The sequence below is a fragment of the Micromonospora sp. NPDC000121 genome, assembly GCF_042899165.1.
GTDB lineage: Bacteria > Actinomycetota > Actinomycetes > Mycobacteriales > Micromonosporaceae > Micromonospora.
In genome coordinates this window covers 280,185-304,126 of record NZ_JBIAZP010000007.1, presented here as the reverse complement: position 1 = coordinate 304,126, position 23,942 = coordinate 280,185, and the positions used below count along the sequence as shown (strand labels likewise).

Sequence of the window (23,942 nt, the reverse complement as noted above, 5' to 3'; positions counted from 1 at the left end):
CGATGAAACTGTCCACGCACTCGACGACCCTGCGCCGCGCGGCCAAGAGCCTCTTCGGTTGGACGGCGCTGCGGCCCCACCAACTGGCCGCCATGCGGGCGGTGATGAAGCGCCGCGACGCCCTGGTGGTGCTGCCCACCGGCGCCGGCAAGTCGGCGATCTATCAGATCCCGGCCAGCCTGATCCCCGGCCCGACCGTGGTGATCTCCCCGCTGCTCGCCCTCCAGCAGGACCAGATCGCGGCCCTCAACGAGCGGCAGCGGCCCGAGCTGCGCGCGGTGCGGATCAGCTCGAACGAGTCGGCCGCCCAGCAGGCCGAGGCGATCGCCGAGGTCCGCGACGGGCGGGCCGAGTTCCTCTTCATCACCCCGGAGCAGCTCGCCAACCCCGACCGGACGGCCGAGGTGAAGTCGCTGAAGCCGGCGCTGGTGGCGATCGACGAGGCGCACTGCATCTCCGCGTGGGGGCACGACTTCCGCCCGGACTACCTGGCGCTCGGCCATCTCATCGAGGGCATCGGCCGGCCGCCGGTGGTGGCGCTGACGGCGACCGCCTCCCCGCCCGTACGCGACGACATCGTCGCCCGGCTCCGGCTGCGCGAGCCCGAGGTGGTGGTCTCCGGGCTGGACCGGCCGAACCTGTTCCTCGAGGTCGCCCACTGCCCTACGGAGGACTACCGGTGGCGGCGGCTGGTCGCCCTGCTGCGCGACGACACCCGGCCCGGCATCATCTACGTGCCCACCCGGCGCTCGGCCGAGGAGCTGGCGGCCCGCCTCACCGACGCCGGGTTCCCGGCGCAGTACTACCACGGCGGCATGCCGGCCGGCGCCCGCGCCGAGCTGCACGAGGCCTTCCTCGCCGACCAGGTGCCGATCATGGTGGCCACCTCGGCGTTCGGGATGGGCATCGACAAGCCCAACATCGCCTGGGTGGTCCACATGGCGCTGCCCGACTCGCCGGACAGCTACTTCCAGGAGATCGGGCGGGCCGGCCGGGACGGCGCCCCGGCCCGGGTGCTGCTGCTCTGGCAGGCCGAGGACGTCGGGTTGCAACGGTTCTTCAGCGGCGGGCTGCCGGACGAGACGGAGCTTCGCGACCTGTCCGCGCTGCTGCGCAAGCGGGCGCGCACCAAGAAGGAGCTGCGCGAGGTCACCGGCCTGGGCCCGCGCAAGCTCGGCCAGTACCTCGCCCTGCTGGAGCAGGTCGGCGCGGCCGAGCCGCGGGCGAAGCAGCGCGTCGGCGCGCCCCGTTACTCGCCCACGCCCGTGGACGCCGCCGCGGCAGCCCTGGCCGAGGCGGAGCGGCAGCAGAGCGTGACCCGGTCGCGCACCGACATGATGCGGGCCTTCGCCGAGACCACCGACTGCCGGGGGCAGGCGCTGCTGGCCTACTTCGGCGAGCAGATGACCAAGGTCTGCGGGCACTGCGACAACTGCCACGCCGGCACCAGCACCGCCGACGACGGCGCGGTCGGACCCTTCCCGGTGCACAGCCAGGTCCGGCACCCGGAGTGGGGCCCCGGCCTGGTGCTGAGCTACGAGGAGGATCGGATGACGGTTCTCTTCGACGAGGTGGGGTACAAGACGCTGTCCGTCAGCGTGGTGTCCGAACAGGGCCTGCTGACCCTCGACTAGCCTGAGCCGGGCACCGCTGGCGGGGCCCGTGGACGACGAGCGATTCAGTGCGGGAAGGGGCATTGCCGTGATCGAGCAGCCGGCGTACACCGGGTTCGGTTTCTCGGACGAGGAATGGGGGCTGCTGGTCGGCCTGCCGCAGTCGGTGCTGACCGCGGCGAGCGCCGCCGAGTCCGACGGCACCAAGCGCACCATGGCGGAGAACGCGGCCGGGCTGGAGACCATCTCCGCCGGCCGGGAGTCGGCCAGCCCGCTGGTCGCCGCCGTCGCCGGGGAGGTCGTCTCCCGGGTGGGCGACCCCGAGGCCGGCGAGGAACTGCCGGTCATCGCGCCGTCCGACCCGCGGGCCTATCTGGAGGACGTGCTGGGCCGGGCCAAGGAGGCGGCGGCGCTGCTGGCCGCCAAGGTGGACGAGGGCGAGGCCGGGGCGTACAAGCACTGGCTCGTGGACATCGCCGAGCAGGTGGTGGGCGCGGCGTCCAGCGGCGGCATCCTCGGCCTCGGTGGGGACGTGGTCAGCGACTCGGAGCGGCGCTTCCGCGACCGGCTCGCCCAGGTGCTCAACGACTGACCCGTTCGACGACGGCGGCCCGGACGAGGTCCGGCGCCGCCGTCGCGCGTTTCGCGTGGACCGGCGTCGCGCGTGCCGGCGTGGCGGGGGCGCCGGACCAGCCGCGCGGGACGGGCGCGCGGCGGGCCGGCGCGGGACGGGCTGACGGCATCGAGGGCTGGTCCGGAGCCGCGCGACGGCGTACCGAACGGGGAACCCTCCCTGGTGGCCGGCCGGTCCCTCGTCGACAATGGCCCGGAACAGCCGAGGAAGGCAAGACATGACGACGCTTCGGGTCGAGGCGATGGACACCACGTGGGTGCCCCCGGCCGACCGGTTTCCGCTGTGGCTCGACATGGCCGCCCGGGTCGCCGCCCCCATCGCCTGCACCAGCGACCACGCCGACGACTTCCAGGGGCGCGCCCGGATGGTCAGCCTGGGCGGCATCGAGCTGACCCGGCTCCGCTACCAGTCGCTCATCGGTCGCCGGACGGCGAGGATGATCCGCCAGGAGGACCCGGAGGTCTACCAGCTCGCCCTGACGCTGGCCGGAGACAGCGCGATCAACGCCCGGCGCCGCGAGTCCACCATCCCCGTCGGCGACCTCACGCTCATCGACTGGAGCCGGCCACACACCCTCACGCACGCCGGCGAGCAGGAGGGAAACCTCCCGGCCGCCGCGGTGACCGCGGTCATCCCCCGGACGTTGCTCCCGCTCGACACCGACCGGGTCGACCGCCTCGCCGGGGAGCTGATCTCCGGAACGGAGGGCCCGGGCGCCCTGCTGGCGCAGCACCTGCACCACATCTCCCGGCACCCGGAGCAGTTCCACGCCACCCAGGGGCCGAGGCTCGCGGAGATCGTGCTCAGCCTGATCTCGATGACGCTCGCCACCCGTCTCGACACGGAGCACCAACTCCCCGGCGAGGTCCGCCGGCAGGCGCTGGTCAGCCGGGTCCGGGACTTCGTCGAGCGGCACCTGGCCGACACGACGCTCGGCCCGCAGACGATCGCCGACGCCCACCACGTCTCCGTCCGCACGCTGCACCGGCTCTTCGCGGCCGAGGAGGAGACGGTGACCGGGCTGATCCGGCAGCGGCGGCTCGACCGGTGCCGACACGACCTCGGCAACCCCCTGCTGCGGCACCAGCCGGCGCACCGGATCGCGCGGCGCTGGGGCTTCACCGACCGGGCCCACTTCAGTCGGGCCTTCCGCGCCGCGTACGGGACGGGCCCGCAGGCGTACCGCGAACTGCACGCCCTGCCCTCGCAGGACCCTGGGGCCTGATCGGGCACCGTGGACAATGGCCGGGCGGGGAGCGACGGACGGGAGCGGGGATGCTGCGGCGGACCACCATCGACACGGAACAGGTTCCGGCGGCCGACCGCTTCGGGATGTGGCTGGACATGGTGGCCCGCACCGCGACGCCGCTGCGGATCCGGACGGAGCACGCGCACGACTTCGCCGCCCGAGCCGAGATCATCGAGCTCGGCCCGATCCAGGTGGTCAACTACCGGTACCCGTCGCTGGACTGCGTCCGGACGCCGAAGCTGGTGCGACAGTCGGATCCGGAGGTCTACATGCTGGCGCTGACCGTCAACGGCGACGGCGTGGTCAGCCAGGCCGGCCGGAGCAGCCTGCTGGGGCCCGACGAGTTCACCTTCTACCACGCCTCGCGCCCGCACGGCGTCCGGCACCTCGGCGACGACCGAGGTCAGGAGGCGGCCCGATCCGTGGTGGCGCTCATCCCGCACGACGCGCTGCCGCTGCCGCCGAATCGGCTGGCGCCCCTGCTCGGCGGCCGGATGTCGGGCACCGAGGGGATCGGCGCGCTGCTGGCGCAGTTCCTCGTCCAGGTCGCCACCCATCCCGAGCAGTACCATGCCGCCGACGCCGCCCGGCTCGGCACCGTCGCGCTGGACCTGGCGTCCACCATGCTCGGTCGGCACCTGGTGGCCGAGGACGCCGTACCCACCGAGGTGCGCCGGCGCGCGCTGGTCACCCAGGTCCAGGGCTACATCCAGCGGCACCTGGGCGACGCGACGCTGAGCCCCCAGGTGGTGGCGGACGCCCACCACATCTCGCTGCGCAGCCTGCACCGGCTCTTCGAGGCCGAGGAGTCGACGGTCGCGTCGTACATCCGCGACCTGCGCCTGGCGCGGTGCCGGCACGACCTGGCCGACCCGGGCCTGCGCAACCACCCGATCCAGGCGATCGCGGCACGGTGGGGGTTTCCCGACAAGGCGCACTTCAGCCGCGTCTTCCGAGCGACGCATGGCATGACGCCGCAATCCTGGCGCGCCACTCAGGCGGACCCGGCACGGAAAGTCAACTCGACGGCGTCCACGGTCAACCCGGTCGGGGCAGACTGACATCCGAGGCGGCCGATCCCACCGCGCCGGTGGCGACTGCGGGATCGGGCGCCAACGGGGGCCGTGGCGAGGCGCCCGCCGCCCGAGGAGGCGGCGGGCGGCCGCCCGGTGACCATCCGGACGAGTCCTGGACCCCGGCTCCGTCGCAACTCCCCCCAGGACCGACGGCGGGGCCGGTCAGGCCTCCGCCAGCAGTTCCAGGACGATCTGCTCGGCTTTCTCCCGGGGCGTCCGTTCGTCGACCGGGGCCACCACGCCGTCGTGGTAGAGGTCGACCACGCGCGGGTCGACGTAGGACGTGCGTGCCACGGTCGGGGTGTTGCCGAGCAGTTCCGCGACGTTCCGCATCACCCCCGCGACCGCCCGCTTCCGGGCGGTGGCCGAGCGCTGCGACCCGGCCGTCGCCAGCGCGCTGGCGGCCAGCACGGTGGCGTGCCAGGTCCGGAAGTCCTTCGCGGTCATCTCCCCGCCGCTGGCGTCGCGCAGGTACTCGTTGACCTCGTCGCTGCGCACGTCGCGCCAGTCCCGGCCGTCCCAGTAGCCGAACAGCCGGTCGGCCGCCCGCCGCCGGCGCCGCAGGTTGGTCAGCACCCGGCACAGCTCCGGATCCTCGATCCGGCGCACCTGCTCGATGCCGCCCTTGGCGGGGAACTCGAACACCACGCAGCCGCCCCGGGACCGGGCGTGCTCCGGGCGCAGCGTCGACACCCCGAAGGTCGGGTCGTCGCCAGCCGCGTACTGGTCGCTGCCCACCCGGAACATGCCCATGTCCAGCAACCGGGTGACCGTCGCCAGCACCCGGTAACGGTTGAGCCCCCGGCCGGACAGGTCCTGCGCGACCCGTTCGCGCAGCACCGGCAGCCGGCGGGCCACCTCCAGCACGTGGTCGAACTTCGCCTCGTCGCGCTTCTGCCGCCACGTCGGGTGGTAGAGGTACTGCTTGCGTCCCGCCGCGTCCACGCCGGTGGCCTGGATGTGCCCGTTCGCGTACGGGCAGATCCACACGTCCCGCCAGGCCGGCGGGATCACCAGCTCGCGCAGCCGGCCCAGCGCGTCGGGGTCGCGGACCGGCTCGCCGGACGGGTCGAGGAAGAGCCACCCCTTGCCGCGCCGGCGCCGCCGGTACCCCGGCCTGCCCGGATCGCTACGCCGCAACCGCACCGGAGACCCGCACCGCCTGTTCCGCCTCGTCCACGGCGGCCACCACCTCGTCGACACCCACGGCCGCCAACGTCGGATGCGTTCCTACCCCGTCCCACCTCGGCCAATCCCGCTCCCCGGCCCACAGCACCCGGTGCCGGGGGCGGTCCGGCGGCGGCCCCCACCGCGCCGGCGGGACCGGGCCGAAGAGCACCACGGAGGCGGTGCCGTAGCCGGTGGCCAGGTGCGCCACGCCGGTGTCCCCGCAGACCACCAGCCGGGCGTACGCGACCAGGGCCGCCAGCCCGGCCAGGCCCGTCCGGCCGGCCAACACCGCCGTGCCGGGCAACCCCGCGTCGTACGCGACCCGCTCGGCGAGCGCCCGCTCGTCGGCGCTGCCGGTCAGCACCACCCGGTGCCCCCGGCGGGTCAGCTCCCGGGCGAGCGCGGCGAACCGCTCCGCCGGCCAGCGCTTGGCCATGACCTTGGTGCCGGGGTGCAGCACGGTGGCCCCGGTCGGGGCGCCCCCCGCCGGCGGCCGGCGCAGCCCGAGGTCGGCCGGGTCCGCCGCCGTCCCGTACCAGCGCAGCAGCCGGCACCAGCGGTGCACCTCGTGCTCGTCGTCGTCCCAGTCGGGGCCGTCGTGGTGGCCGGCGGCGGCGTTGGCGAAGGCCAGCAGCCGGCCGGGTCGGGCGTCGGCGAGCATGCGGTGGGACTCGGGGCCGCGGCCGTGCAGGTTGACGGCGATGTGGGGCCCGCGCACGGCGGGGTCGAGGCGGCCGAGGCCGTCGGTCGGCACCAGCCGGTCGACACCGCCGACGAGGTCGACCAGCGGGGCCAGCCAGGCGGGCGCGGCGAGGGCGAGTTCCCGGTCGGGGTGGGCGGCGCGCAGGGCGCGCAGGGCGGGCGTGGCGGTGGCGAGGTCGCCGACGCCGAGGGCGCGCAGGGCGAGGATCACGGGTAGGAGGTTTCCTGTTCGGCGCAGACGATCATCTCGCGGACGGCGCAACCGGGGGGCTGGGTGAGGGCGAACATGACGGCGGCGGCGGTGTCGGCGGGGTCGTTGAGGTTGGCGTCGGGGCCGGGCCGGTACTGGGGGTCGCGGTCGTCGAAGAAGGCGGTGCGCATGCCGCCGGGAATGAGCAGGGTGACGTTGACGGTGCCGGCGAGTTCGGCGGCGAGGGCGCGGGTGAAGCCGACGACGCCGAACTTGGCGGCGCAGTAGGCGGTGGCGTCGCTGACCGCCTTGACCCCCAACGTCGAGGCGACCGTGACGATGCTGCCCCGGGAGCTCTCCAGGAACGGCAGGGCGGCCCGGACGACGGCCGCCGTGGCGAGCAGGTCCACGGTCACGACGCGGTCCCAGGTCTCGCCGGGGACGTCCGCCAGCCGGCCGGGCACGTCCACCCCCGCCGCGGTGACCACCGCGTCCAGCCCGCCGGACCGCTCGGCGAGCTGCCGGGTGGCGGCCTCGGCGGCCCGGGTGTCGGCCAGGTCGCACTCCACCCACGGCACCCCGTCCGCCGGCGCGTGCCGGTCCAGCACCACCGGCCGGCCGCCGGCCCGGGCCACGGCCGCGACCACGGCGGCGCCCAGGCCGCTGGACCCGCCGGTGACCAGCACCGTCTGCCCGGCCCCGGGCGGCGCGCCGCTCACCGGGTGCCCTCCGCCGCGCTCGGCCGCTGCGCCGACGCGGGGCCGGGAGGTGGACAGGTCGGCGGCACGGTGTCGGTGAGTGGCGGCGCGTCGGCCGGACCGGCGGAGGTCCCGGCCGAGCGGGCGGCGGCGATCAGCCCGGTGGTGGAGCGGCCGTCCAGGTACGGCACCACCACGGTGTGCCCGCCCCAGCGGCGCAGGACGTCCACCTCCGGCAGGGCGGGCTCGCCGCCGTCGCCGGCGTAGTCGCCGCCCTTGACCCAGACGTCCGGCCGCAGCCAGGACAGCGCCGCGTGCGGGGTCGACTCGTCGAAGATCATCACCGCGTCGACGCAGCTCAGCGCCGCGAGCAACCGGGCCCGGTCGCCCTGCGGGATCACCGGCCGGTCGGGGCCCTTCAGCCCGGCCACGCTCGCGTCCGAGTTGAGGCAGACGACCAGGCAGTCGCCGAGCTGCCGGGCGGCCTGCAACGTCGCCACGTGCCCGGCGTGCAACAGGTCGAAACAGCCGCCGGTGGCGACCACCGTGCCGCCGGCCGCGCGTACCGCCGACACCACGGCGGCGGCCGCGGCCACGCCGACCCGTTCCCCGCCGGGGCTGGACACCGCCGGCGGCAGCGGACGCGCCGGCGGCAGCGCCGTCGCCACTCCCCCGGCGGCCACGTACGCCGACGCCTCCGTGACCGCCTCCTGCACCGCCTCGGTGACCAGCGCGCCCCGCGCGAGGGCGAGGCTGGCGGTGGCGGCGAACCGGTCGCCGGCGCCGCAGGTGTCCCCCTCGGCGGTGGTCGGGGCGGAGACCACCAGCGGGGTCGAGCCGGCGTGGCAGAGCAGCGCGCCGTCCCCGCCCAGGGTCACCGCGACCGCGCCGGCCCGCCAGCTCTGCCGCAACCCCTGCGCGCCCCGGGAGGCGGTCGCCAGCCGGGTCGCGCCGGGCGGGGACTTGACCAGTTCCCGCACCTCGGACTCGTTCGGGGTGGCCAGGTGCACCCCCGGCACCGCCGCCGGTCCCCGCGGGTGGGGGTCCCAGACCACCGGCGCCCGGGTCGCGGCAAGGGCCGCCCGCAGCGCGGGCTGCCGGGCCACCCCCCGGCCGTAGTCGCTGACCAGTACGGCGGAGGCCCGGGCGATCACCCGCAGCACCGCCTCGGAGGGCTCACCCGGGGTGCCGGCGGCGCCGCCCCGGTCGTGGCGCAGCAGCACCCGGCCCCGGGCGCGCAGCCGGATCTTCTCCGGGGTGCCGCCGCGCAGGCCGAGGGCGTACACCTGCACCCCGGCGGCGTCGAGCAGCGAGCTCAGCCGGGCCCCGCCGGCGTCGTCCGCCAACGCGGTCACGAGCACCACCTCCGCGCCCTGCGCGGCGGCGAAGACGGCTGCCAGGCCAGCGCCGCCGGGCCGGTCGACGTGGGCGGTCTCGTCCAGCACCGGCACCGGCGAGTCCGGACAGAGCCGGTTCACCACCCCCTCGACGTCGCGGTCCAGCAGGGTGTCGCCGACCACCACCACGGGTCCCGTCACGCTTCCCTCCTCATCACGCGTCGACCTGCTGACCTGCCCCACCGTCGAGCACCACCTCGACCCCGGTCCGCACGGGCGCCCCCGGCCCGGCGGGCGCCGCCGGCAGCGCCCGCTCCACGTACTCGCAGAGCAGGTGGCTGGTGACGAGGTGGAGTTCCTGGACGACCTGGCTGTCGGGTGAGGGAACGGCGAGGGTGTCGTGGCAGAGGTCGGCGAGGGGATTGGGGACGGGCCCGGTGAGGGCCCAGCAGCGCAGCCCGGCGTCGCGGCCGGCCTGGGCGGCGGCCAGGAGGTTCGTGCTGGTGCCGCTGGTGGAGAGCAGCAGGAGGATGTCGTCCTCGCGGCCGTGGGCGCGCACCTGGCGGGCGAAGACCTCGTCGTAGCCGTAGTCGTTGCCGATGGCGGTGAGCGCGGAGGTCTCCGCGTGCAGGGCGATGGCGGACAGCGGTCGGCGGTCGTCGCGGAGTTTGCCGACGAGTTCGGCGGTGAGGTGTTGGGCCTCGGCGGCGCTGCCGCCGTTGCCGGCCACCAGCAGCCGGCCGCCGTCGACCAGCCGACGCGCCAGGGCCTCCCCCCACCCGGCCAGTAGCTCCTCGTACTGCCGGAAGGGCAGCAGCGCCGCGGCCAGGTTCGCGAGGTGCGCGTCGAGCGGCGTCGGAGCCGCCGCCATCAGGCCACCACCCGGGTGGGCCGGCGCACCGCCGCCACGTCGCCGTAGACCTCGACCAGCCGCTCGGCGGTGGCCGCCCACGAGTACCGCCGCCGGGCCCGTTCCCGCGCCGCGGCCGCGTACGCGAAACGGCGGATCCGGTCGTCGAGCAGCCGCTGGATCGCGGTGCCCAGCGCGCGCGGGTCCCGGGCTGGGACGAGGTCGCCGGTGACGCCCTCGACCACGGTGTCCTTGAGGCCGCCCACGGCGGTGCCCACCACGGGCACTCCGCACGCCATCGCCTCCAGCGGGGTGAGCCCGAACGGCTCGTACCAGGGGGCCGCCACGAGGACGTCCGCCGAGCGGTACCAGCGCCCCATCTCCTCCCTCGGCACCGCGCCGACCAGCTTCACCCGGTCGGCCACCCCGCAGGTGCCGGCGAGGGCGCGCAGCCGGCGGGCGTACGGGTCGGTCTCCAGCAGGCCGGCGGGCGGCCCGCCGACCACCACGCACTCGGCCCCGGGGACGTACGCCATCGCCCGGACGACCGTCTGGAAGCCCTTCCGCTCGACCAGCCGGCCGACGGTGAGGATCCGTGGCCGGCCGTCCTCCCTGTCGGCGGTCGGGCCGAGCGGGGCGAACGTGCCCAGGTTGACCCCGGACGGGACGACGGTCATCCGGGACCGGGGGACCCCCATCCGGACCAGCTCGCCCACCTCGTCCTGGCACTGCGCGATCACCCGGTCGACCGACCGGCCCAGCTCCCGCTCGTAGCCGATGCGGCGGGCGGGGCTGGTGTCCTGCACGCCCTGGTGCCGCCGCTTCACCACGCCCAGGGCGTGGTACGTCTGCACCACCGGCACCCCGGTCTGCCGGCTGGCGGCCAGCGCGGCGAGGCCGCTCATCCAGAAGTGCGCGTGGATCACCTCGGGCATCCACTCCCCGCTCCGCCACCGGTCGACCAGCCACCGGCTGAACTCCTTCATGTGCGGCAGCAGCGCGTCCTTGGCGACCGGCTCGGCCGGCCCGGCGGGGACGTGCACGACGTCGTAGCCGTCGGCGCTGCGTACGGTCACGGGCAGGTCCACGGCGTCGCGGCGCGTGTAGACCCGCACGTCGTGTCCGGCGGCCGCGAGCGCGGCGGAGAGCTCGGCGACATGCGTGTTCTGACCGCCGGCGTCCTCGCCGCCCAGGATGGCGAGCGGGCTGGCGTGCTCCGAGATCATCGCGATGCGCATACTTCCTCCTCCAGGAGCCGGTCCCAGTCGGCGAGGAAACGGTCGAGGCCGTAGCGCTCCCGGGCGGCGGCGCGGGCCTCGGCCCCCGCCCGGCGCGCCTCCGCCGGCTCCTCCACGAACCGGCGGGCGGCGTCCAGCAGCGTGTCGATCCGGGTGGACAGGGCTCCGGCGCCGGGCGGCACCGCCATCACCGCCTCGGTGACGGCCAGCGCGACGACCGGCATCCCGATCGACATCGCCTCGATCAGGCTCAGCCCGAGGGAGGTCCACCGGCACAGGTGCAGGTACGCCCGCCGCCGCCCCAGCTCGGCGTGCATCCGGTGCTGGGGCACGTCGTCGTGGCTGGCCAGCCGGTCGGCCGGCAGGCCCAGGTGGTCGGCCAGCCCGGTGACCTTCATCCCGAAGACGTCCAGCGGGGCGATCTCGGCGAACCGGGGCAGCAGGTCCGTGCCGGTGACCCGCCAGCGGCGTACCGGCTCGTTGATCACCACCGCCAGCCGCTCCAGCTCGCCGGTGTACTCGGCGGTGGGCGGGACGATGCCGTGGTCGACCACGGTGGTGCGGGTGGCGCCGGTGTCCCAGAACAGCTCGTTGAACGCGGTGACGTGGGCGATGAGCAGGTCGTCGCGGTCGGCCATGGGGTGGCGGCTGTGGGGGACGTCGCCGTCCTTGGGGGTGTTGTGTTCGACGTAGACGGCGGGGAGGTCCCGGCCGGGACGGCGGCCGAGCCACTCCGTGGCGAGGTCGAGTTCCTCGGGGCGTTGGAGGATGACGAGGTCCACGTCGGCGGTGCGCAGGTCGTCGGGGGTGACCTCGACGGCGGTGTCCGGCCAGGGGTAGGTGCGGGCGCGGCCGAGTCCGTAGGGGCCCCGGTCGGGAGTGACCGGCACGAGGTAGCGGTGCTTGCCGTGCACGAACGAGGTGGTCCAGGAGCCGTGCACGTGCCACAGCAGGACGTTCATCGGCCGCTCCCGCCGGTGCTGGCCGCCGCCGGCACGCGGGCCCCCGCGCCGCCGCCGTCGCGCGCCGGCAGTCCCGCCGGGGCCACCCCCAGCAGCCGCAGCGCGTCGAGCACCTCCCCGGCCCCGACACCGCTGAGGCAGGGATGCCCGGGCACGGGGCACCGGGCGGCCCGGGTGTCCCGGCAGGGGGCCTCGGCGTCGCCGAGCCGCACCGTCGGCACCCGCCACGGTCCCCACTGTCCGAACGGGACGGTCGGGGCGAAGAGGCTGACCACCGGGACGCCGTGGGCGGCGGCGAGGTGGGCGGGGCCGGTGTTGCCCACCACCACCGCGCCGGCCCCGGCGACGGTGGCGGCCAGCTCGGCGAGCCCGGTCCGCCCGCCGAGGTCGACGGCGACGTCGCCGGCCACCTGGGCGGTCAGCTCCCGCTCGCCGGGGCCGCCGGTGACCACCACCCGGTAACCGGCGGTGGTCAGGGTGCGGGCGATCCGGGCGGCCAGTTCCGGCGGGCACCCCCGGGCCTGCGCCGCCGAGCCGGGGTGCAGCACCACGTAGCCCGGCTCGCCGGCCTCCGGCGGAGGCTCCGGCGCGGCGCGCAGGCGCAGGGCCGGTTCGTCGTGGCGGGCCAGGGGGTAGCCGGCGGCGGCGGCGAGGGAGAGGGCGCGCTCGGGTTCGGGTACGCCGGGCGGGACGCGGTGGCGCACGTCGAGCAGGGCCCCGGGGTAGTCGTCGCTGATCGCGCTGATCCGGCCGACCCCGGCCAGGCGCAGCAGCAGGGCCAGCGGCAGGGCCGACTGGTGGAAGCTGGTGAAGATGACCGCCTCGTCGGCGCCGACGGCGGCCAGCCGGTCGGTCAGGGTCGTCATGTCGGCCGGGTCGACCGGCTCCGGGGCGGGGTCGATCCAGGGCAGCGGGTGTTCGACGATCTCGTCGACGCCGGGCAGCAGTTCCGCGGCGGCGCGCCCCCGGGGCCCGCACAGCATCACCACCCGGTCGGCGGTGGCGGCGACGGCGCGGATGCCGGGGCCGGTGACCAGCACGTCCCCCGCGGAGTCCGCGCGCACCACCAGCACCGTCCCGCCCCGCGCCCGCCCACCGGCCGGCGGAACGGTCCCGACCCGCCGGGTAGATCGGGTGTCGGCCCGGCCGGGGGTGGCCGGGTCGAGGGCCGGTCGACGGTACGTGGCCGGGTCGAGGGCCGCCTGGCGGCGCAGGATCTCCGCCACCGCCGCCGGCAGGTCCGCCGCGACCTGCGGGGCGGCGGCCACCTCCTGGGGGCGGGTCACCGGCGTGGGCACGAGGATCCCCGCCGCCCCCGCCGCCAGCGCCGCCGTCATGTCCCGGCCGATGTCACCCACCAGCACACACCGCGACGGCACCGTGCCCAACTCGCGGGCCGCGGCGTGCACCAGCCCCGGCGCCGGCTTGCGGCACCCACACCCGTCACCGTCGTCGTGCGGACACACCAACCACGCGTCGAACCGCCCCAGCAGTTCCTCGACCCGGGCGTGCACCGCCCGCATCTGCGCCTCGCCGAAGTAGCCCCGCGCCAGACCCGACTGGTTCGTCACCACCGCCAGCTTCAGGCCGGCGGCCCGCAACCGGTCCAGCGCCGCCCGCGCCCCCGGCATCGGCCGCACCTTCTCCGGATCACCGTTGTACGGCACGTCCTCCACCAACGTGCCGTCCCGGTCCAGCAGCACCGCGTCGAACAGGACGGGACCGGACGCGGTCCGGCCAGCGCCGGCAAAAACCCGGGCTGACCTGCGCTGATCCGGCTCCACCTGGTCCTGTCGCACAGCCGGCGGGTTCCCGGCGCCCCGGGGAGTAAACGTCATCTTCAACGCGCGTCGCCCACGCCGGCGGCGTCGACACGCCGGCCCGGGGTGGCGTTACCCGTCGCCCCGGAGAAGCTAACCCGCGGGCGCCGTTAGGCCGGGCCGCGTCAGGGTATGGGAGCGCAGTGGCGATTGTGGAGAAAGTGATCGAAGCTCCCCCGGAGCAGGTCTGGGCGGTGCTGGCCGACGGCTGGACCTACAGCGACTGGGTCGTCGGCACGGTGCACGTCCGCGACGTGGACGACGCCTGGCCCCGGGTGGGCGCCCAACTGCACCACAAGGCCGGGCCGTGGCCGCTCTCCCTCCAGGACTCCTCGACGGTGCTCGCCTGCGAGCCGCCGCGCCGGCTCGTGATCCGTGCCGGGCTGTGGCCGGCCGGTGAGGCGATCGTGGTCTTCACCCTCGAGCCGGTCGGCGACGGCACGACCCGGGTGCGCATCGGCGAGGACTTCGCCGCCGGCCCGCTGCGCTGGGTCCGCAACAAGATCAACGATCTCGTGCTGCACCAGCGCAACAAGGAGACGCTCACCCGGCTGGCGGACATCGCCAAGCGGCAGAAGGCGGACGGATGACGCAGACCGTGGTGGTGACCGGGGCGAGCGCCGGCGTGGGACGCGCCGTCGCCCGCCGGTACGCCGAGCGCGGCGCCCGGCTCGCGTTGCTCGCCCGGGGCGAGGCCGGCCTGGCCGCCGCCGAGCGGGACTGCCGGGAACGGGGCGCCTCCGAGGTGTGCGCATACCGGGTCGACGTGGCCGACGCCGACGCGGTGCAGTGGGCCGCCGACGACGTGGCGCACCGGTCCGGCGGGATCGACGTGTGGGTGAACAACGCGATGGTCTCGGTCTTCGCCCCGGCCTGGGAGATCCCGGCCCCCGAGTTCCGCCGGGTCACCGAGGTCAACTACCTCGGCACCGTGCACGGCACGCTCGCGGCGCTGCGCCACATGCGGGCGCGCGGGCGGGGCGCGATCGTGCAGGTCGGCTCCGCGCTGGCCTACCGGGGGATCCCGCTGCAGTCGGCGTACTGCGCGAGCAAGCACGCCATCCAGGGCTTCAACGACTCGCTGCGGGCGGAACTGCTGCACGACTGCCCGGGCGTGAAGCTGTCGATGGTGCAGCTCCCGGCGATCAACACCCCGCAGTTCTCCTGGGTGCGCACCCGGATGCCCCGGCATCCGCAGCCGGTCCCGCCGATCTTCGCGCCCGAGGTGGCCGCGAAGGCGATCGTCTGGGCGGCCGACCACGGGCCGCGCGAGCTGAACGTGGGCGGGCCGACCTGGCGGGCCCGGCTCGGCGACATCCTGGCGCCCGGCCTGCTGGACCGGAAGCTCGCCCGCGACGGCTACGACAGCCAGCAGACCGAGACGCCCGTCGACCCGGCCACCTGGCGGGACAACCTGGACCGGCCCGGCGACGACGAGCAGGACCGGGGCGCGGAGGGCGTCTTCACCTACCGGGCCCGCACCCGCTCGGCCGCCCTCTGGGTCGGTACGCACAAGCCGGCCGTCTCGGGCCTCGCGCTCGCCGGTCTGGCCCTGGCGCTCACCGCCCTGACCCGCCGTCTCCGCTGACCGGCAACCGCTCCCGCCGGCCCGGGCGGGCGGACGCCCGCGTCCGACCCGTCGTCGCCCTCCGCAGGGGCCGGGTCACCCGGCGGAAAGGGGTGCCTTTTCGACCCGGATGTGGCGACTGGCTACGCTCTCATGGAGCCCTGTCCGCCGACCGAGGATGTCCGACATGATCGAACCCGTGCAGTTGCCCGCGCCCTGGCGGGACGCACGCCTGACCGTCGTGGTTCCCACCTACAACGAGGCGGGCAACCTCCCGGTGCTGGTCGAGCGGCTCGTGGCCCTGCCGCTGCCGGGCCTGAAGATCCTCGTCGCCGACGACAACTCCCCCGACGGCACGGGCGAGGTGGCGGACAAGCTGGCCATCGAGCACCCCGACCGGATCGAGGTCGTGCACCGCGCCGGCAAGGAGGGCCTCGGCCGGGCGTACGTGGACGGGATCGGGCGCGCGCTGGACGGCGGCGCGGAGTACGTGGCGCAGATGGACGCCGACCTGTCGCACCCGCCGGAGGCGCTGCCGGGCATGCTCGGCGCGCTGCTCTCCACCCAGGCCGGCGTGGTCATCGGCTCCCGGTACGTCCCCGGCGGCGAACTCGACGAGAACTGGCCGCTCTACCGGCGGGCGCTCAGCGGCTGGGCCAACCTCTACGTGCACACCCTGCTGCGGGTCCGGATCCGCGACCTCACCGCCGGCTTCAAGATCTGGCGGGCGGACGCGCTGCGCGACATCGGCCTGGAGCGCGTGCAGTCCAACGGCTACAGCTTCCAGGTGGAGATGCACTACCTGGCCACCAAGCTGGGGCACACCATCCTGGAGGTGCCGATCCGCTTCGAGGAGCGGCGCGACGGCGCGTCCAAGATGACCACCGCCACCAAGATCGAGAGCGCGCTGATGCCGTTCAAGCTGCGCAGCAAGCACCGCAACGTCGAACGCTGAGGCACCGGAACGGCGGGCGCCGAGCGCGGGTACGGCACCGCGACGACGGCGTGGAGCGCTGGGCGGCCGACGCCACCTCGATGCGGCGCGTCAGCCGATCCGCTCCGCCGAATGCGGCCCCACTCACCCACCGCCGCCACGGAGCGTCACATCACGCTCCGTGAGGATCGCCCGTGAGTCAGTGGATTGCCGGCTGGACGCTTTGCTCTGCACCCACCCACGCACCACTGCCTTGACCTGCCCTGATCCGGCAGCGGTTCGGGAACCGCGGGTCGAATATCGTTACCGACGGTCACCGGTGCGCATAGGGGTGCAGAGCAAAGGCGGATCGGGGGTGGTCCGGTCGGCAGGCAGGCCGTCACGCGCGGTGAGTTCGAGCGCACGAGCCGCCGCGCCATCACCGCCGGAGCGCGCCCGTTGCCGCCGGCCGGCAACGGAGCCGGAGCAATCCTGGGTGCGGCCGACACCGGGCGCGGGTGGGTGGGGGTCGGGTCAGCGGTAGATCGTGCGGTGCGCCGCGTCGATCGTCGCCGCGTACAGCGGGCCGGTGAGGGCGCGGTCGCGGGCCAGGGCGGCCCGCGCGGCGTTCGCGCCGGGAGCGCCGTGCACCCCGCCGCCCGGATGCGCCGAGGCGCTCGCCAGGAACAACCGGTCCACCGGGGTGTCCGCGCGGCCCAGGCCGGGGATCGGGCGCAGGAAGAGCTGCTGGTACGCGGCGGCGGTGCCGCCGCCGACCGCCCCGCCGACCAGGTTCGGGTCGCCGGCCTCCAGGTCGGCCGGCCCGGCCACGTGCCGCCCCACGATCAGGCTGCGGAAGCCGGGCGCGGCCTCCTCCAGCACCCGCTCCATCCGATCGACGTGGTCGGCGACCTCCTCGGCCCGCCAGCGCCTACGGAACGGCAGGTGGGTGTACGACCAGAGCGACTCGGTGCCCGGCGGCGAGTGGCTGGGGTCGGCCACCGACATCTGCCCCACGAGCAGGAACGGATCGCGCGGGACCTCCGAGCGGGCCAGCGTGGCCGCGTAGCTGGTCAGCCCGTTCAGGTCCGCCCCGAGGTGCACGGTGCCGGCGGTGGCCACCGCGCGGTTGGTCCACGGCACGGGCGCGGACAGCGCCCAGTCCACCTTCAGCGTCGAGCCGTCCCACCGGAAGTGCGCCAGGTCCTCCACCAGCCGGGGCGGCAGCGCCGCCGCGCCGACCAGGTCCAGGTAGAGCGCGGGGGCGGGGACGTCGGCCAGCACGGCCCGGCGGGCCCGCCACAGGGCGCCGCCGGCGGTGCGCACGCCCATCGCCCGACCGCGGGCGGTCAGCACCCGGTCGACCCGGGCGCCGTAGACGATCCGGCCGCCGCGTTCGGTCAGCCGGGCCACCAGCGCGTCGGTGATCTTCTGCGCGCCGCCGTCGGGCACCGGCCAGCCGACCTGCTGGCCGAGCATGGCGAGCAGCCAGCCGTACACGCCCGAACCGGCCTCCTCCGGCGACAGGTCGGTGTGCAGGGCACAGCCGGCCAGCAGCGCCGGACCCCCTTCGCCGTCGAAGAGCTCGGTACCGAGCTTGCGCACCGGCACCACGAGCCGTCGGGCCAGCCGCAGCGCGCCGGAGACCCGCAGCCGGCGCAGCAGGGTCAGGCCGCCGCGCACCGGCGGGAACGGCCTGGTGATGGTGTCCAGCATCGGCTCGGCGACCTGCCGCCAGTCGTCGTACGCGTGCAGCCAGCGCTTGCCGTCGCCCGGCGCGAACGCCTCCAGCGAGGCCGCGGTGGCCTCCGGGTCGCGGTTGAGCACGGCCGCCCGACCGTCGGGCAGCAGGTGCGCCAGCACGTCCGGCGAGTGCCGCCAGCGCAGGCCGTACCGCTCGAGCCCCAGCCCGCGCAGCACCGGCGAGGCGTAGCCGAGGGGGTAGAAGGAGCTGTAGAGGTCGCTGAGGTAGCCGGGGGCGGTCACCTGCGCGGAGCGCACCGCCCCGCCGGGCGCGGCGGTGGCCTCCAGCACCAGGACGTCCCAGCCGGCGTCCGCCAGCAGGTTGGCGGCGACCAGACCGTTGTGGCCGGCTCCGACGACGACGGCGTCCGCGCTCTCCGCGCCGGGCGAACTCATCCGATCCGCCTACCCAGCCAGCAACCGGGCGAAACGCGTTTGCCTCGTCGGGGCACGGGGATCCACCGCCGCATGTACACGGTTGCGCAGCTCATAGGCGGAGTGTGGGGCGCGGGCGGCGAGGGGGGCGAGCTGGTCGTACACGATCCGGCCGACGGCTCCCCGGTCAGCTCCGTGCCGGTGGCGACGGCGGACGAGGTCGGCAAGGCGGTGGAGGCGGCGCGCGGCGCCGCGGCGGAGTGGGCGGCGACCTCGCCCGCCGACCGCGCGGCGGCCCTGCATTGGGCGGCGGACGCGGTGGCGGCGGTCGCCGACGACCTGGCCCGGGCGACGACGGCCGAGATGGGCAAGCCCCTCGAGGACGCGCGGGGCGGCGTGGCGGCGGGCATCGGCACGCTGCGACAGTACGCGGAGCTCGCCCCGGTGCGCGGCGGGCGGACCCTGCACGGCGGCACGCACGCCCTCGACTTCATGATGCCGCAGCCGCGCGGGGTGGTCGCCGCGATCACCCCGTGGAACGACCCGGTGGCGGTCTCCTGCGGGCTGCTCGGCGCCGCCCTCGTCACCGGCAACGTGGTGCTCTACAAGCCGAGCGAACGCACCCCGGCGACCGGCTGGCTGCTGGCGAAGGCGCTGGACTCCGCGCTGCCGCCAGGGGTGCTGTCGCTGCTGACCGGCGGCCCGGAGGTCGGGGCGGCGCTGGCCGCGCAGGAGGTCGACGTGGTCGCGCACGTCGGCTCCACCGCCACCGGGCGCGCCATCGCGGCCGCGGCGGCGCGGACCGGCGCCAAGGTGGTGCTGGAGAACGGCGGCAGCGACCCGCTGGTCGTGGACGGCGACGTCGACCCGGTGTGGGCGGCCGGGCAGGCGGCGACGGGCGCGTTCGCCAACGCGGGGCAGATCTGCGTGGCGGTGGAACGGATCTACGCGCACCGGGACGTCGCCGAGGACCTCACGGAGTCCCTCGTGGAACGGGCGGAGCGGCTGCGGGTGGGTCCGGGCACCGATCCGGCGACCGAGCTGGGGCCGCTGGTGGACCGGCGGCACCGCGACCACGTGCACGGGCAGGTGACCGCGGCGGTGGCGGAGGGGGCCCGGATCCGCACCGGCGGGACGTTGCCCGACGGCCCGGGGGCGTTCTACCCGGCGACGGTGGTCGCCGACTGCCGGCACGACATGACGCTGGTGCGCGAGGAGACATTCGGGCCGGTCGCCGCGATCGTCGTGGTCGACTCGTTCTCCGAGGCGCTGCGGTGCGCCGCCGACTCCCCGTACGGGCTGGCCGCCACGGTGCTGACCGGGTCGATGAGCCACGCCCAGCGCGCCTGGCGGGAACTGCCGGTGGGCACCGTGAAGATCAACGCGGTGTTCGGCGGGGCGCCGGGTGGTGCCGCGCATCCGCGACGGGGCAGCGGCCACGGCTTCGGGTACGGCCCGGAACTGCTGGACGAGTTCACCGCCACCAAGGCGGTGCACATCGAGGCGCCCGGCGGCGGCCACTGGTGAGCACGCGCACGCAGGGGCTGCCCGCGGTGGGCAGCCCCTGCGTGCGTCGTACGCGATGATGACCTCAGCGGCCGCGGGCCTTCGCGGTCTGCCGGTTGTTCGCCTTCTCGATGGCCTTGACCAGTTCGGGCTTGGTCATGCTCGACCGGCCGGGTACGTCCAGCTTGCGGGCCACCTTCATCAGGTGGTCCTTGGTGGCGTTGGCGTCCACCCCACCTGCGGTGGGCGCCCGGCGCTCCGGTCCGCCGCCGGCCGCCTGGCGGTCGCTCGGGCCCTTGCGGCCCTTGGGCTCCCAGTGGTCGCCCACCTTCTCGAACTCGTGCTTGACCGCGGCGAAGGCGGTGCGGTGCGCCCGCTCCCCCTCGCCGTACGTCTCCACGGCCGAGTCGTGCGTCTTCGCCCAGGTGCGCTGCGCCTTCTCCGGGGAGCGTCGCAGCGTGCTGGGCAGTACCTCACGCCCGGGCATCTCGTCCTCCTCCGCGTCGATGGGTTCTGGTTTGACCGTTCCCCCGCCGCCGGTCGGCAAACCGGGTGGCCGGGTTTGTCGTTTTCCGGCCGGGGGTACCGGCGGGGCCAGGCGAAGCCGGAGGCGCCCGGGCGTCCGGCGGCCGGGGCACAGGGAGCGGGCCATGACGACGACGGAGCCCGGCACGACGCGCGCCGGGGAGCAGCGGCTGCGGATCCCCCGCACCGTGCGGCAGTTGAGCTGGCGGACCTGGCGCGGGGTGCTGGTGCGCAGCGCGCGGAACTTCGTCAAGGACAACTGCGCGGACTGGGCCGCCGCGCTCACCTACTACGGGGTGCTCGCGCTCTTCCCGTCCACCATCGTGGTGGTCGCCCTGGTCGGGCTGGTGTCCAACGGCGAGCAGACCGTGGACACCGTGCTCGACCTGGCCCGGGACATGGGCGCCGGCTCGGTGGTGGCCAACGAGGGCTTCGTGTCGGTGGTCCGGGGCGTGGTCGACCAGAAGGACTCGGCCAGCGTGCTGCTGAGCTTCGGTCTGCTCGGCGCACTCTGGTCGGCGTCCGGCTTCATCGGGGCGTTCACCCGGGCCTCCAACGCGGTCTACGGGGTCGAGGAGGGGCGGCCGGTCTGGAAGCTGCGGCCCATGCAGATCGGCCTCGCGGCGGTCTCGCTGGTGCTGCTCGCCGTCGTCGCCACCGGCCTGATCGTCAGCGGCCCGGTCACCGACGCCGTGGGCGACCTGCTGCACGCCGGCGGGCTGGCCCGCACCGTGTGGAGCGTCGCCAAGTGGCCGGTGCTGGCCATGATCATGATGGTGCTGCTGAGCCTGCTGTTCTGGATCGCGCCGAACGTCCGGCAGCCGCGGTTCCGCTGGCTCACCCCGGGCGGGGCGGTCGCCCTGGTGTCCTGGGTCGTCGCCTCCTTCGGCTTCGGCCTCTACGTGGCCAACTTCGGCTCGTACGACGCCACCTACGGCAGCCTCGGCGCCGTGATCGCGTTCCTGGTCTGGCTCTACCTGTCCAACTCGGCGCTGATGCTCGGCGTGCAGATCAACGCCGAGTTGCAGCGGGGCCGGGTGCTCCAGGCCGGCGAGCCGGACCCGGACGAGCCGGTCCTGCCCCCGAAGGCGCCCGCCGGCGCGTGACCGCCGCCGGTTCACCGCGGTGCCGATTTACCGCCGGCGCCACCCGGGTGCCGGTTTACCGCCGGTGCCACCGGGTAGCGCAGAAGGCATGGAACGTGGCAGCAGCAAGCACGGACCGAGGGTCGACGAGCAGATGAGCCGGGAGGTCAGCGGCCTCGTCCAGGGGCCGGGGACCGGCGGCTCGCGGGTCGACGAGTCCCGTGTGCCGGAGCCGGCCGGTGAGGACCAGCCGGAGCCGACGACGGCCCCGGCCGGCGAGTTGCGTTCGGGCGCGCCCAAGGGGATGAGTTCCCAGGACGTCGAACGGCGCAGCCGGTTCGGACGGTTCATCACGATGGCCGCCCTGCCGGGCGACCGGGAGGCGCTGATCGCCAACGCGCGGGACAACGACGCGCCGGCGGACATCGTCGCCGAACTGGAGCGGCTGCCCGAAGGCATCCGTTACCAGACGGTCTCCGAGGTGTGGGCGGCGCTCGGCCACAAGAACGAGACGACCCGCTGGTGACCGGATCCCCGCAGGATCCGGCCCCACACCGGCGGACGAAGGAGGATGCCTGATGAGTGGCGTTACCGAGCACGTGGACGTCTCCGTCCCGGTGCGCACCGCGTACGACCAGTGGACCCAGTTCGAGGAGTTCCCCCACTTCATGGAGGGGGTGCGGGAGGTCCGGCAGCTGTCGGACACGATGACCCACTGGACCGTCGACATCGCCGGAGTGAAGCGCGAGTTCGACGCCGAGATCACCGAGCAGCTCCCGGACGAACGGGTCGCCTGGCGCTCGACCGGCGGCACGAAGCAGGCCGGAGTGGTGACCTTCCACCGACTCGACCCGGACACCACCCGGGTCACCCTGCAGCTCGAGTTCGAGCCGCACGGCGTGGTCGAGCAGGCCGGCGACAAGCTGGGCATCGTCGACCGGCGCGCCAAGGGCGACCTCGAGCGGTTCAAGCAGTTCATCGAGCGGCGCGGTCAGGAGACCGGCGCCTGGCGCGGCAAGGTCGACCGGCCGCAGCCCTGATCCCCCGCCCCCGGGCAACGAACTCCGACGGCCGCCGGCTCCTCCGGCGGCCGTCGCCGTTTGCCCGGAGTGGGCCCGGGTACCGCGATGGGTATGACGGACGAGAACAAGGTGTGGCGGGACGAGGAACGGATTCCGCTGCAGGAACTGGACAAGGCCGTCGCGCGGTCGACGCTGGACGGCCAGACCGACGACGCGACGGGCAACGACGCCGGCGGAGAGGCCGCGTTCGGGCACGGGCCGGAGGCGGCGGACCGCGGCGGGCAGGCCGCCGGGGCGGGCCGCGAGCCGACCGACCCGGAGCGCGCCTACCGCCCCTCGACGACCGGGCGGACCGGCCCCGACACGATGTGAGCCGCGGCCGGCACGGGCGCCCGGCCGCCCGTGCCGGTCCCGCTCAGCCGACCGCCGGCACCGGCCCGTCGATGTCCTCGGCCTGACGGCGGCCGTGCCGCCCGCGGGTGCCCGCCGCGTGCAGCGCGATCAGCGCCAGCGCGAGCACGACCAGCGCCGGCCCGAGCAGCTCGACCGAGGTGTTGCCGAGCAGCACCCCGATCCCCGTCGGGACGAGCGCCCCGCCCAGCCCGGCCGCGCCGATCTGGAGCCCGATGGTCCGGTCCGCGTGCGCGGCACCCACCCGGTCGACGGTGGTGAGGGTGAGCAGCGGGAAGACCGGGGCGGCGGCGAACCCGACGACGAGCAGCCCGGCCACGGCCAGCCAGGCCGGGGCCGGCACCGCGATCAGGGCCGCGCCGACGGCCATCCCGACCAGGCTGCCCCGCAGCACCGCCCCCGCGCCCAGCCGCTCGGCCACCACGCCCTGCACCACCCGCCCGACGAACAGGCTCCCCCAGTAGCCGGAGACGCAGACGCCGGCCACCGCCGCGCCGAGGCCGCGGCCCTCGGTGAGCAGCAGGAACGCCCAGAGCCCCGCGGCCACCTCGATCGACACGTAGACGGCGAAGGCCAGCCCGCCGACCCAGACCGCCGGCAGCCGCAGCGTCTCGCGTACCGGCGGGGCGACGGGCGCCGCGCCGACCGGGGGCCGCGCGGGCTCGCGGGCCGCCGCCCGGTCCCGCCAGGCCCGCACGGTCAGCGCGAACGCGGCGGCCAGGACGAGCTGCGCCGTCGCCACGAGGCCGTACCCCCAGCGCCAGGCCAGCCCCGCGCTGAGCGCCCCGGTCATGATCAGCGGCCCGAGCGCCACCCCGAGGCCGAAGAACGCGTGCATCCAGTTCATGTGGCGCGGACCGAAGGCGCCGGCGGCGTACGCGTTCAGCCCGGAGTCGATCGCGCCGGAGCCCAGACCGAGCACCAGGGCGCAGCCCACCATCAGGGCGAGGCCGGGCGTCAGCGCGTAGCCGGTGAGCGCGAGACTGGCCAGCAGGGTGCTGCCGGCGAGCAGCCAGCCGACCCCGAGCCGGGCCAGCGTGAAGCCCGCCAGCACGCTGGAGGTGAGGTAGCCGGTGGTCCCGGCGGTGAGCACCAGGCCGACGGCCTCGGTGGGCACGCCGAAGTCGGCCCGGATCGAGGGCCAGCCGACCCCGATCAGCCCGTCGGGCAGACCGAGGCTGACGAAGGCGAGGTAGGCCAGCAGGAGCAGCGAGGCGCGGGGCGGGGTGGTGGACACGGACAACCATCCTGCCTCG

23 protein-coding genes are annotated in these 23,942 nt (G+C 75.4%); 12 read left to right on the top strand and 11 right to left on the bottom strand.

The window, feature by feature from the left end; translation table 11 throughout:
- Nucleotides 1-2 precede the first annotated feature (2 nt).
- The 4 genes from ACFY23_RS21620 (at nt 3) to ACFY23_RS21605 (ending at nt 4,557) form a co-directional block, all read left to right on the top strand.
- A complete protein-coding gene (locus tag ACFY23_RS21620; protein WP_350686205.1) occupies nt 3-1,634 on the top strand; it encodes a RecQ family ATP-dependent DNA helicase in 1,632 nt (543 codons plus the stop codon).
- A gap of 67 nt (nt 1,635-1,701) precedes the next feature.
- Nucleotides 1,702-2,205, top strand: coding sequence for a hypothetical protein (locus ACFY23_RS21615; protein ID WP_350686206.1), 504 nt, complete (start codon nt 1,702-1,704; stop codon nt 2,203-2,205).
- A gap of 259 nt (nt 2,206-2,464) precedes the next feature.
- Nucleotides 2,465-3,472, top strand: a complete 1,008-nt coding sequence (locus tag ACFY23_RS21610) for a helix-turn-helix domain-containing protein (RefSeq protein WP_350686207.1) — start codon at nt 2,465-2,467, stop codon at nt 3,470-3,472.
- A gap of 50 nt (nt 3,473-3,522) precedes the next feature.
- Nucleotides 3,523-4,557 (top strand): helix-turn-helix domain-containing protein, encoded by a 1,035-nt coding sequence (locus tag ACFY23_RS21605; RefSeq protein WP_350686209.1) that lies wholly within the window; start codon nt 3,523-3,525, stop codon nt 4,555-4,557.
- 177 nt (nt 4,558-4,734) lie between these two features.
- Here the strand turns inward: ACFY23_RS21605 and ACFY23_RS21600 are convergent, their stop codons facing one another.
- Genes ACFY23_RS21600 through ACFY23_RS21565 form a run of 8 tightly spaced genes read right to left on the bottom strand, consistent with a single transcriptional unit; the run spans nt 4,735 to nt 13,557 of the window.
- Nucleotides 4,735-5,718 carry a DNA topoisomerase IB gene (locus ACFY23_RS21600; protein WP_350686211.1) on the bottom strand — a complete coding sequence of 328 codons (984 nt, stop codon included), beginning with the start codon at nt 5,716-5,718 and terminating at the stop codon, nt 4,735-4,737.
- Nucleotides 5,702-6,655, bottom strand: a complete 954-nt coding sequence (locus ACFY23_RS21595) for a glycosyltransferase family 9 protein (RefSeq protein WP_350686213.1) — start codon at nt 6,653-6,655, stop codon at nt 5,702-5,704. Before ACFY23_RS21595 ends, ACFY23_RS21600 begins: the two co-directional genes overlap by 17 nt.
- Nucleotides 6,652-7,353: an SDR family oxidoreductase gene (locus ACFY23_RS21590; RefSeq protein ID WP_350819232.1), complete on the bottom strand. Its 702-nt coding sequence runs from the start codon at nt 7,351-7,353 to the stop codon at nt 6,652-6,654. Before ACFY23_RS21590 ends, ACFY23_RS21595 begins: the two co-directional genes overlap by 4 nt.
- Nucleotides 7,350-8,870, bottom strand: coding sequence for a PfkB family carbohydrate kinase (locus tag ACFY23_RS21585; RefSeq protein WP_350819231.1), 1,521 nt, complete (start codon nt 8,868-8,870; stop codon nt 7,350-7,352). The genes ACFY23_RS21590 and ACFY23_RS21585 overlap by 4 nt, the downstream gene beginning before the upstream one ends.
- Before the next feature lie 13 nt (nt 8,871-8,883).
- A complete protein-coding gene (locus ACFY23_RS21580) occupies nt 8,884-9,540 on the bottom strand; it encodes an SIS domain-containing protein (protein ID WP_350682917.1) in 657 nt (218 codons plus the stop codon).
- Nucleotides 9,540-10,757, bottom strand: coding sequence for a glycosyltransferase (locus ACFY23_RS21575; RefSeq protein ID WP_350682919.1), 1,218 nt, complete (start codon nt 10,755-10,757; stop codon nt 9,540-9,542). Before ACFY23_RS21575 ends, ACFY23_RS21580 begins: the two co-directional genes overlap by 1 nt.
- Nucleotides 10,742-11,719, bottom strand: a complete 978-nt coding sequence (locus ACFY23_RS21570) for a glycosyltransferase (protein ID WP_350682920.1) — start codon at nt 11,717-11,719, stop codon at nt 10,742-10,744. Before ACFY23_RS21570 ends, ACFY23_RS21575 begins: the two co-directional genes overlap by 16 nt.
- Nucleotides 11,716-13,557, bottom strand: a complete 1,842-nt coding sequence (locus ACFY23_RS21565) for an HAD-IIIA family hydrolase (RefSeq protein WP_350819230.1) — start codon at nt 13,555-13,557, stop codon at nt 11,716-11,718. The genes ACFY23_RS21570 and ACFY23_RS21565 overlap by 4 nt, the downstream gene beginning before the upstream one ends.
- Before the next feature lie 143 nt (nt 13,558-13,700).
- On the opposite strand from ACFY23_RS21565, the gene ACFY23_RS21560 reads away from it, so the two are divergent.
- From ACFY23_RS21560 to ACFY23_RS21550, 3 genes are all read left to right on the top strand, one after another.
- Nucleotides 13,701-14,129 (top strand): SRPBCC family protein, encoded by a 429-nt coding sequence (locus ACFY23_RS21560; RefSeq protein WP_350682923.1) that lies wholly within the window; start codon nt 13,701-13,703, stop codon nt 14,127-14,129.
- Entirely contained in the window at nt 14,126-15,127 is a 1,002-nt protein-coding gene (locus ACFY23_RS21555; RefSeq protein ID WP_350682925.1) for an SDR family oxidoreductase, read from the top strand. The genes ACFY23_RS21560 and ACFY23_RS21555 overlap by 4 nt, the downstream gene beginning before the upstream one ends.
- Before the next feature lie 166 nt (nt 15,128-15,293).
- Complete coding sequence (locus ACFY23_RS21550) at nt 15,294-16,061, top strand: polyprenol monophosphomannose synthase (RefSeq protein WP_350682927.1); 768 nt, start codon at nt 15,294-15,296, stop codon at nt 16,059-16,061.
- A gap of 492 nt (nt 16,062-16,553) precedes the next feature.
- Here ACFY23_RS21550 and ACFY23_RS21545 read toward each other — a convergent pair whose 3' ends face one another.
- On the bottom strand, nt 16,554-18,158 hold the full coding sequence (locus ACFY23_RS21545; protein ID WP_350819228.1) for an NAD(P)/FAD-dependent oxidoreductase: 1,605 nt from the start codon (nt 18,156-18,158) through the stop codon (nt 16,554-16,556).
- Between the two features lie 72 nt (nt 18,159-18,230).
- On the opposite strand from ACFY23_RS21545, the gene ACFY23_RS21540 reads away from it, so the two are divergent.
- Entirely contained in the window at nt 18,231-19,664 is a 1,434-nt protein-coding gene (locus ACFY23_RS21540) for an aldehyde dehydrogenase family protein (protein ID WP_350682931.1), read from the top strand.
- Between the two features lie 64 nt (nt 19,665-19,728).
- Here ACFY23_RS21540 and ACFY23_RS21535 read toward each other — a convergent pair whose 3' ends face one another.
- Nucleotides 19,729-20,130, bottom strand: a complete 402-nt coding sequence (locus tag ACFY23_RS21535) for a ChaB family protein (protein WP_350682933.1) — start codon at nt 20,128-20,130, stop codon at nt 19,729-19,731.
- Nucleotides 20,131-20,293: 163 nt separating this feature from the next.
- Here ACFY23_RS21535 and ACFY23_RS21530 point away from each other — a divergent pair, with 163 nt between their 5' ends.
- The 4 genes from ACFY23_RS21530 to ACFY23_RS21515 all read left to right on the top strand — a co-directional run bounded on the left by ACFY23_RS21530 (nt 20,294) and on the right by ACFY23_RS21515 (nt 22,647).
- Nucleotides 20,294-21,274, top strand: a complete 981-nt coding sequence (locus tag ACFY23_RS21530; RefSeq protein ID WP_350682935.1) for a YihY/virulence factor BrkB family protein — start codon at nt 20,294-20,296, stop codon at nt 21,272-21,274.
- An 88-nt stretch (nt 21,275-21,362) separates the two neighbouring features.
- Entirely contained in the window at nt 21,363-21,779 is a 417-nt protein-coding gene (locus ACFY23_RS21525; RefSeq protein ID WP_350682937.1) for a DUF2795 domain-containing protein, read from the top strand.
- Between the two features lie 52 nt (nt 21,780-21,831).
- Nucleotides 21,832-22,293 (top strand): SRPBCC family protein, encoded by a 462-nt coding sequence (locus tag ACFY23_RS21520; RefSeq protein ID WP_350682938.1) that lies wholly within the window; start codon nt 21,832-21,834, stop codon nt 22,291-22,293.
- Between the two features lie 93 nt (nt 22,294-22,386).
- Nucleotides 22,387-22,647, top strand: a complete 261-nt coding sequence (locus tag ACFY23_RS21515) for a hypothetical protein (RefSeq protein ID WP_350682940.1) — start codon at nt 22,387-22,389, stop codon at nt 22,645-22,647.
- Between the two features lie 43 nt (nt 22,648-22,690).
- Here ACFY23_RS21515 and ACFY23_RS21510 read toward each other — a convergent pair whose 3' ends face one another.
- The gene (locus ACFY23_RS21510) at nt 22,691-23,923 is read right to left on the bottom strand and encodes an MFS transporter (protein WP_350819227.1); all 1,233 of its coding nucleotides are present in this window, start codon (nt 23,921-23,923) and stop codon (nt 22,691-22,693) included.
- Nucleotides 23,924-23,942: the final 19 nt, after the last annotated feature.

What these genes read in the sequence shown, in the direction of transcription:
- ACFY23_RS21620 (WP_350686205.1), top strand. Translation starts at nt 3, where the DNA reads ATGAAACTGTCCACGCACTCGACGACCCTGCGCCGCGCGGCCAAGAGC.
- ACFY23_RS21610 (WP_350686207.1), top strand. Translation starts at nt 2,465, where the DNA reads ATGACGACGCTTCGGGTCGAGGCGATGGACACCACGTGGGTGCCCCCG.
- ACFY23_RS21605 (WP_350686209.1), top strand. Translation starts at nt 3,523, where the DNA reads ATGCTGCGGCGGACCACCATCGACACGGAACAGGTTCCGGCGGCCGAC.
- ACFY23_RS21580 (WP_350682917.1), bottom strand. Translation starts at nt 9,540, where the DNA reads ATGGCGGCGGCTCCGACGCCGCTCGACGCGCACCTCGCGAACCTGGCC.
- ACFY23_RS21575 (WP_350682919.1), bottom strand. Translation starts at nt 10,757, where the DNA reads ATGCGCATCGCGATGATCTCGGAGCACGCCAGCCCGCTCGCCATCCTG.
- ACFY23_RS21570 (WP_350682920.1), bottom strand. Translation starts at nt 11,719, where the DNA reads ATGAACGTCCTGCTGTGGCACGTGCACGGCTCCTGGACCACCTCGTTC.
- ACFY23_RS21565 (WP_350819230.1), bottom strand. Translation starts at nt 13,557, where the DNA reads ATGACGTTTACTCCCCGGGGCGCCGGGAACCCGCCGGCTGTGCGACAG.
- ACFY23_RS21555 (WP_350682925.1), top strand. Translation starts at nt 14,126, where the DNA reads ATGACGCAGACCGTGGTGGTGACCGGGGCGAGCGCCGGCGTGGGACGC.
- ACFY23_RS21550 (WP_350682927.1), top strand. Translation starts at nt 15,294, where the DNA reads ATGATCGAACCCGTGCAGTTGCCCGCGCCCTGGCGGGACGCACGCCTG.
- ACFY23_RS21545 (WP_350819228.1), bottom strand. Translation starts at nt 18,158, where the DNA reads ATGAGTTCGCCCGGCGCGGAGAGCGCGGACGCCGTCGTCGTCGGAGCC.
- ACFY23_RS21540 (WP_350682931.1), top strand. Translation starts at nt 18,231, where the DNA reads ATGTACACGGTTGCGCAGCTCATAGGCGGAGTGTGGGGCGCGGGCGGC.
- ACFY23_RS21535 (WP_350682933.1), bottom strand. Translation starts at nt 20,130, where the DNA reads ATGCCCGGGCGTGAGGTACTGCCCAGCACGCTGCGACGCTCCCCGGAG.
- ACFY23_RS21530 (WP_350682935.1), top strand. Translation starts at nt 20,294, where the DNA reads ATGACGACGACGGAGCCCGGCACGACGCGCGCCGGGGAGCAGCGGCTG.
- ACFY23_RS21525 (WP_350682937.1), top strand. Translation starts at nt 21,363, where the DNA reads ATGGAACGTGGCAGCAGCAAGCACGGACCGAGGGTCGACGAGCAGATG.
- ACFY23_RS21520 (WP_350682938.1), top strand. Translation starts at nt 21,832, where the DNA reads ATGAGTGGCGTTACCGAGCACGTGGACGTCTCCGTCCCGGTGCGCACC.
- ACFY23_RS21515 (WP_350682940.1), top strand. Translation starts at nt 22,387, where the DNA reads ATGACGGACGAGAACAAGGTGTGGCGGGACGAGGAACGGATTCCGCTG.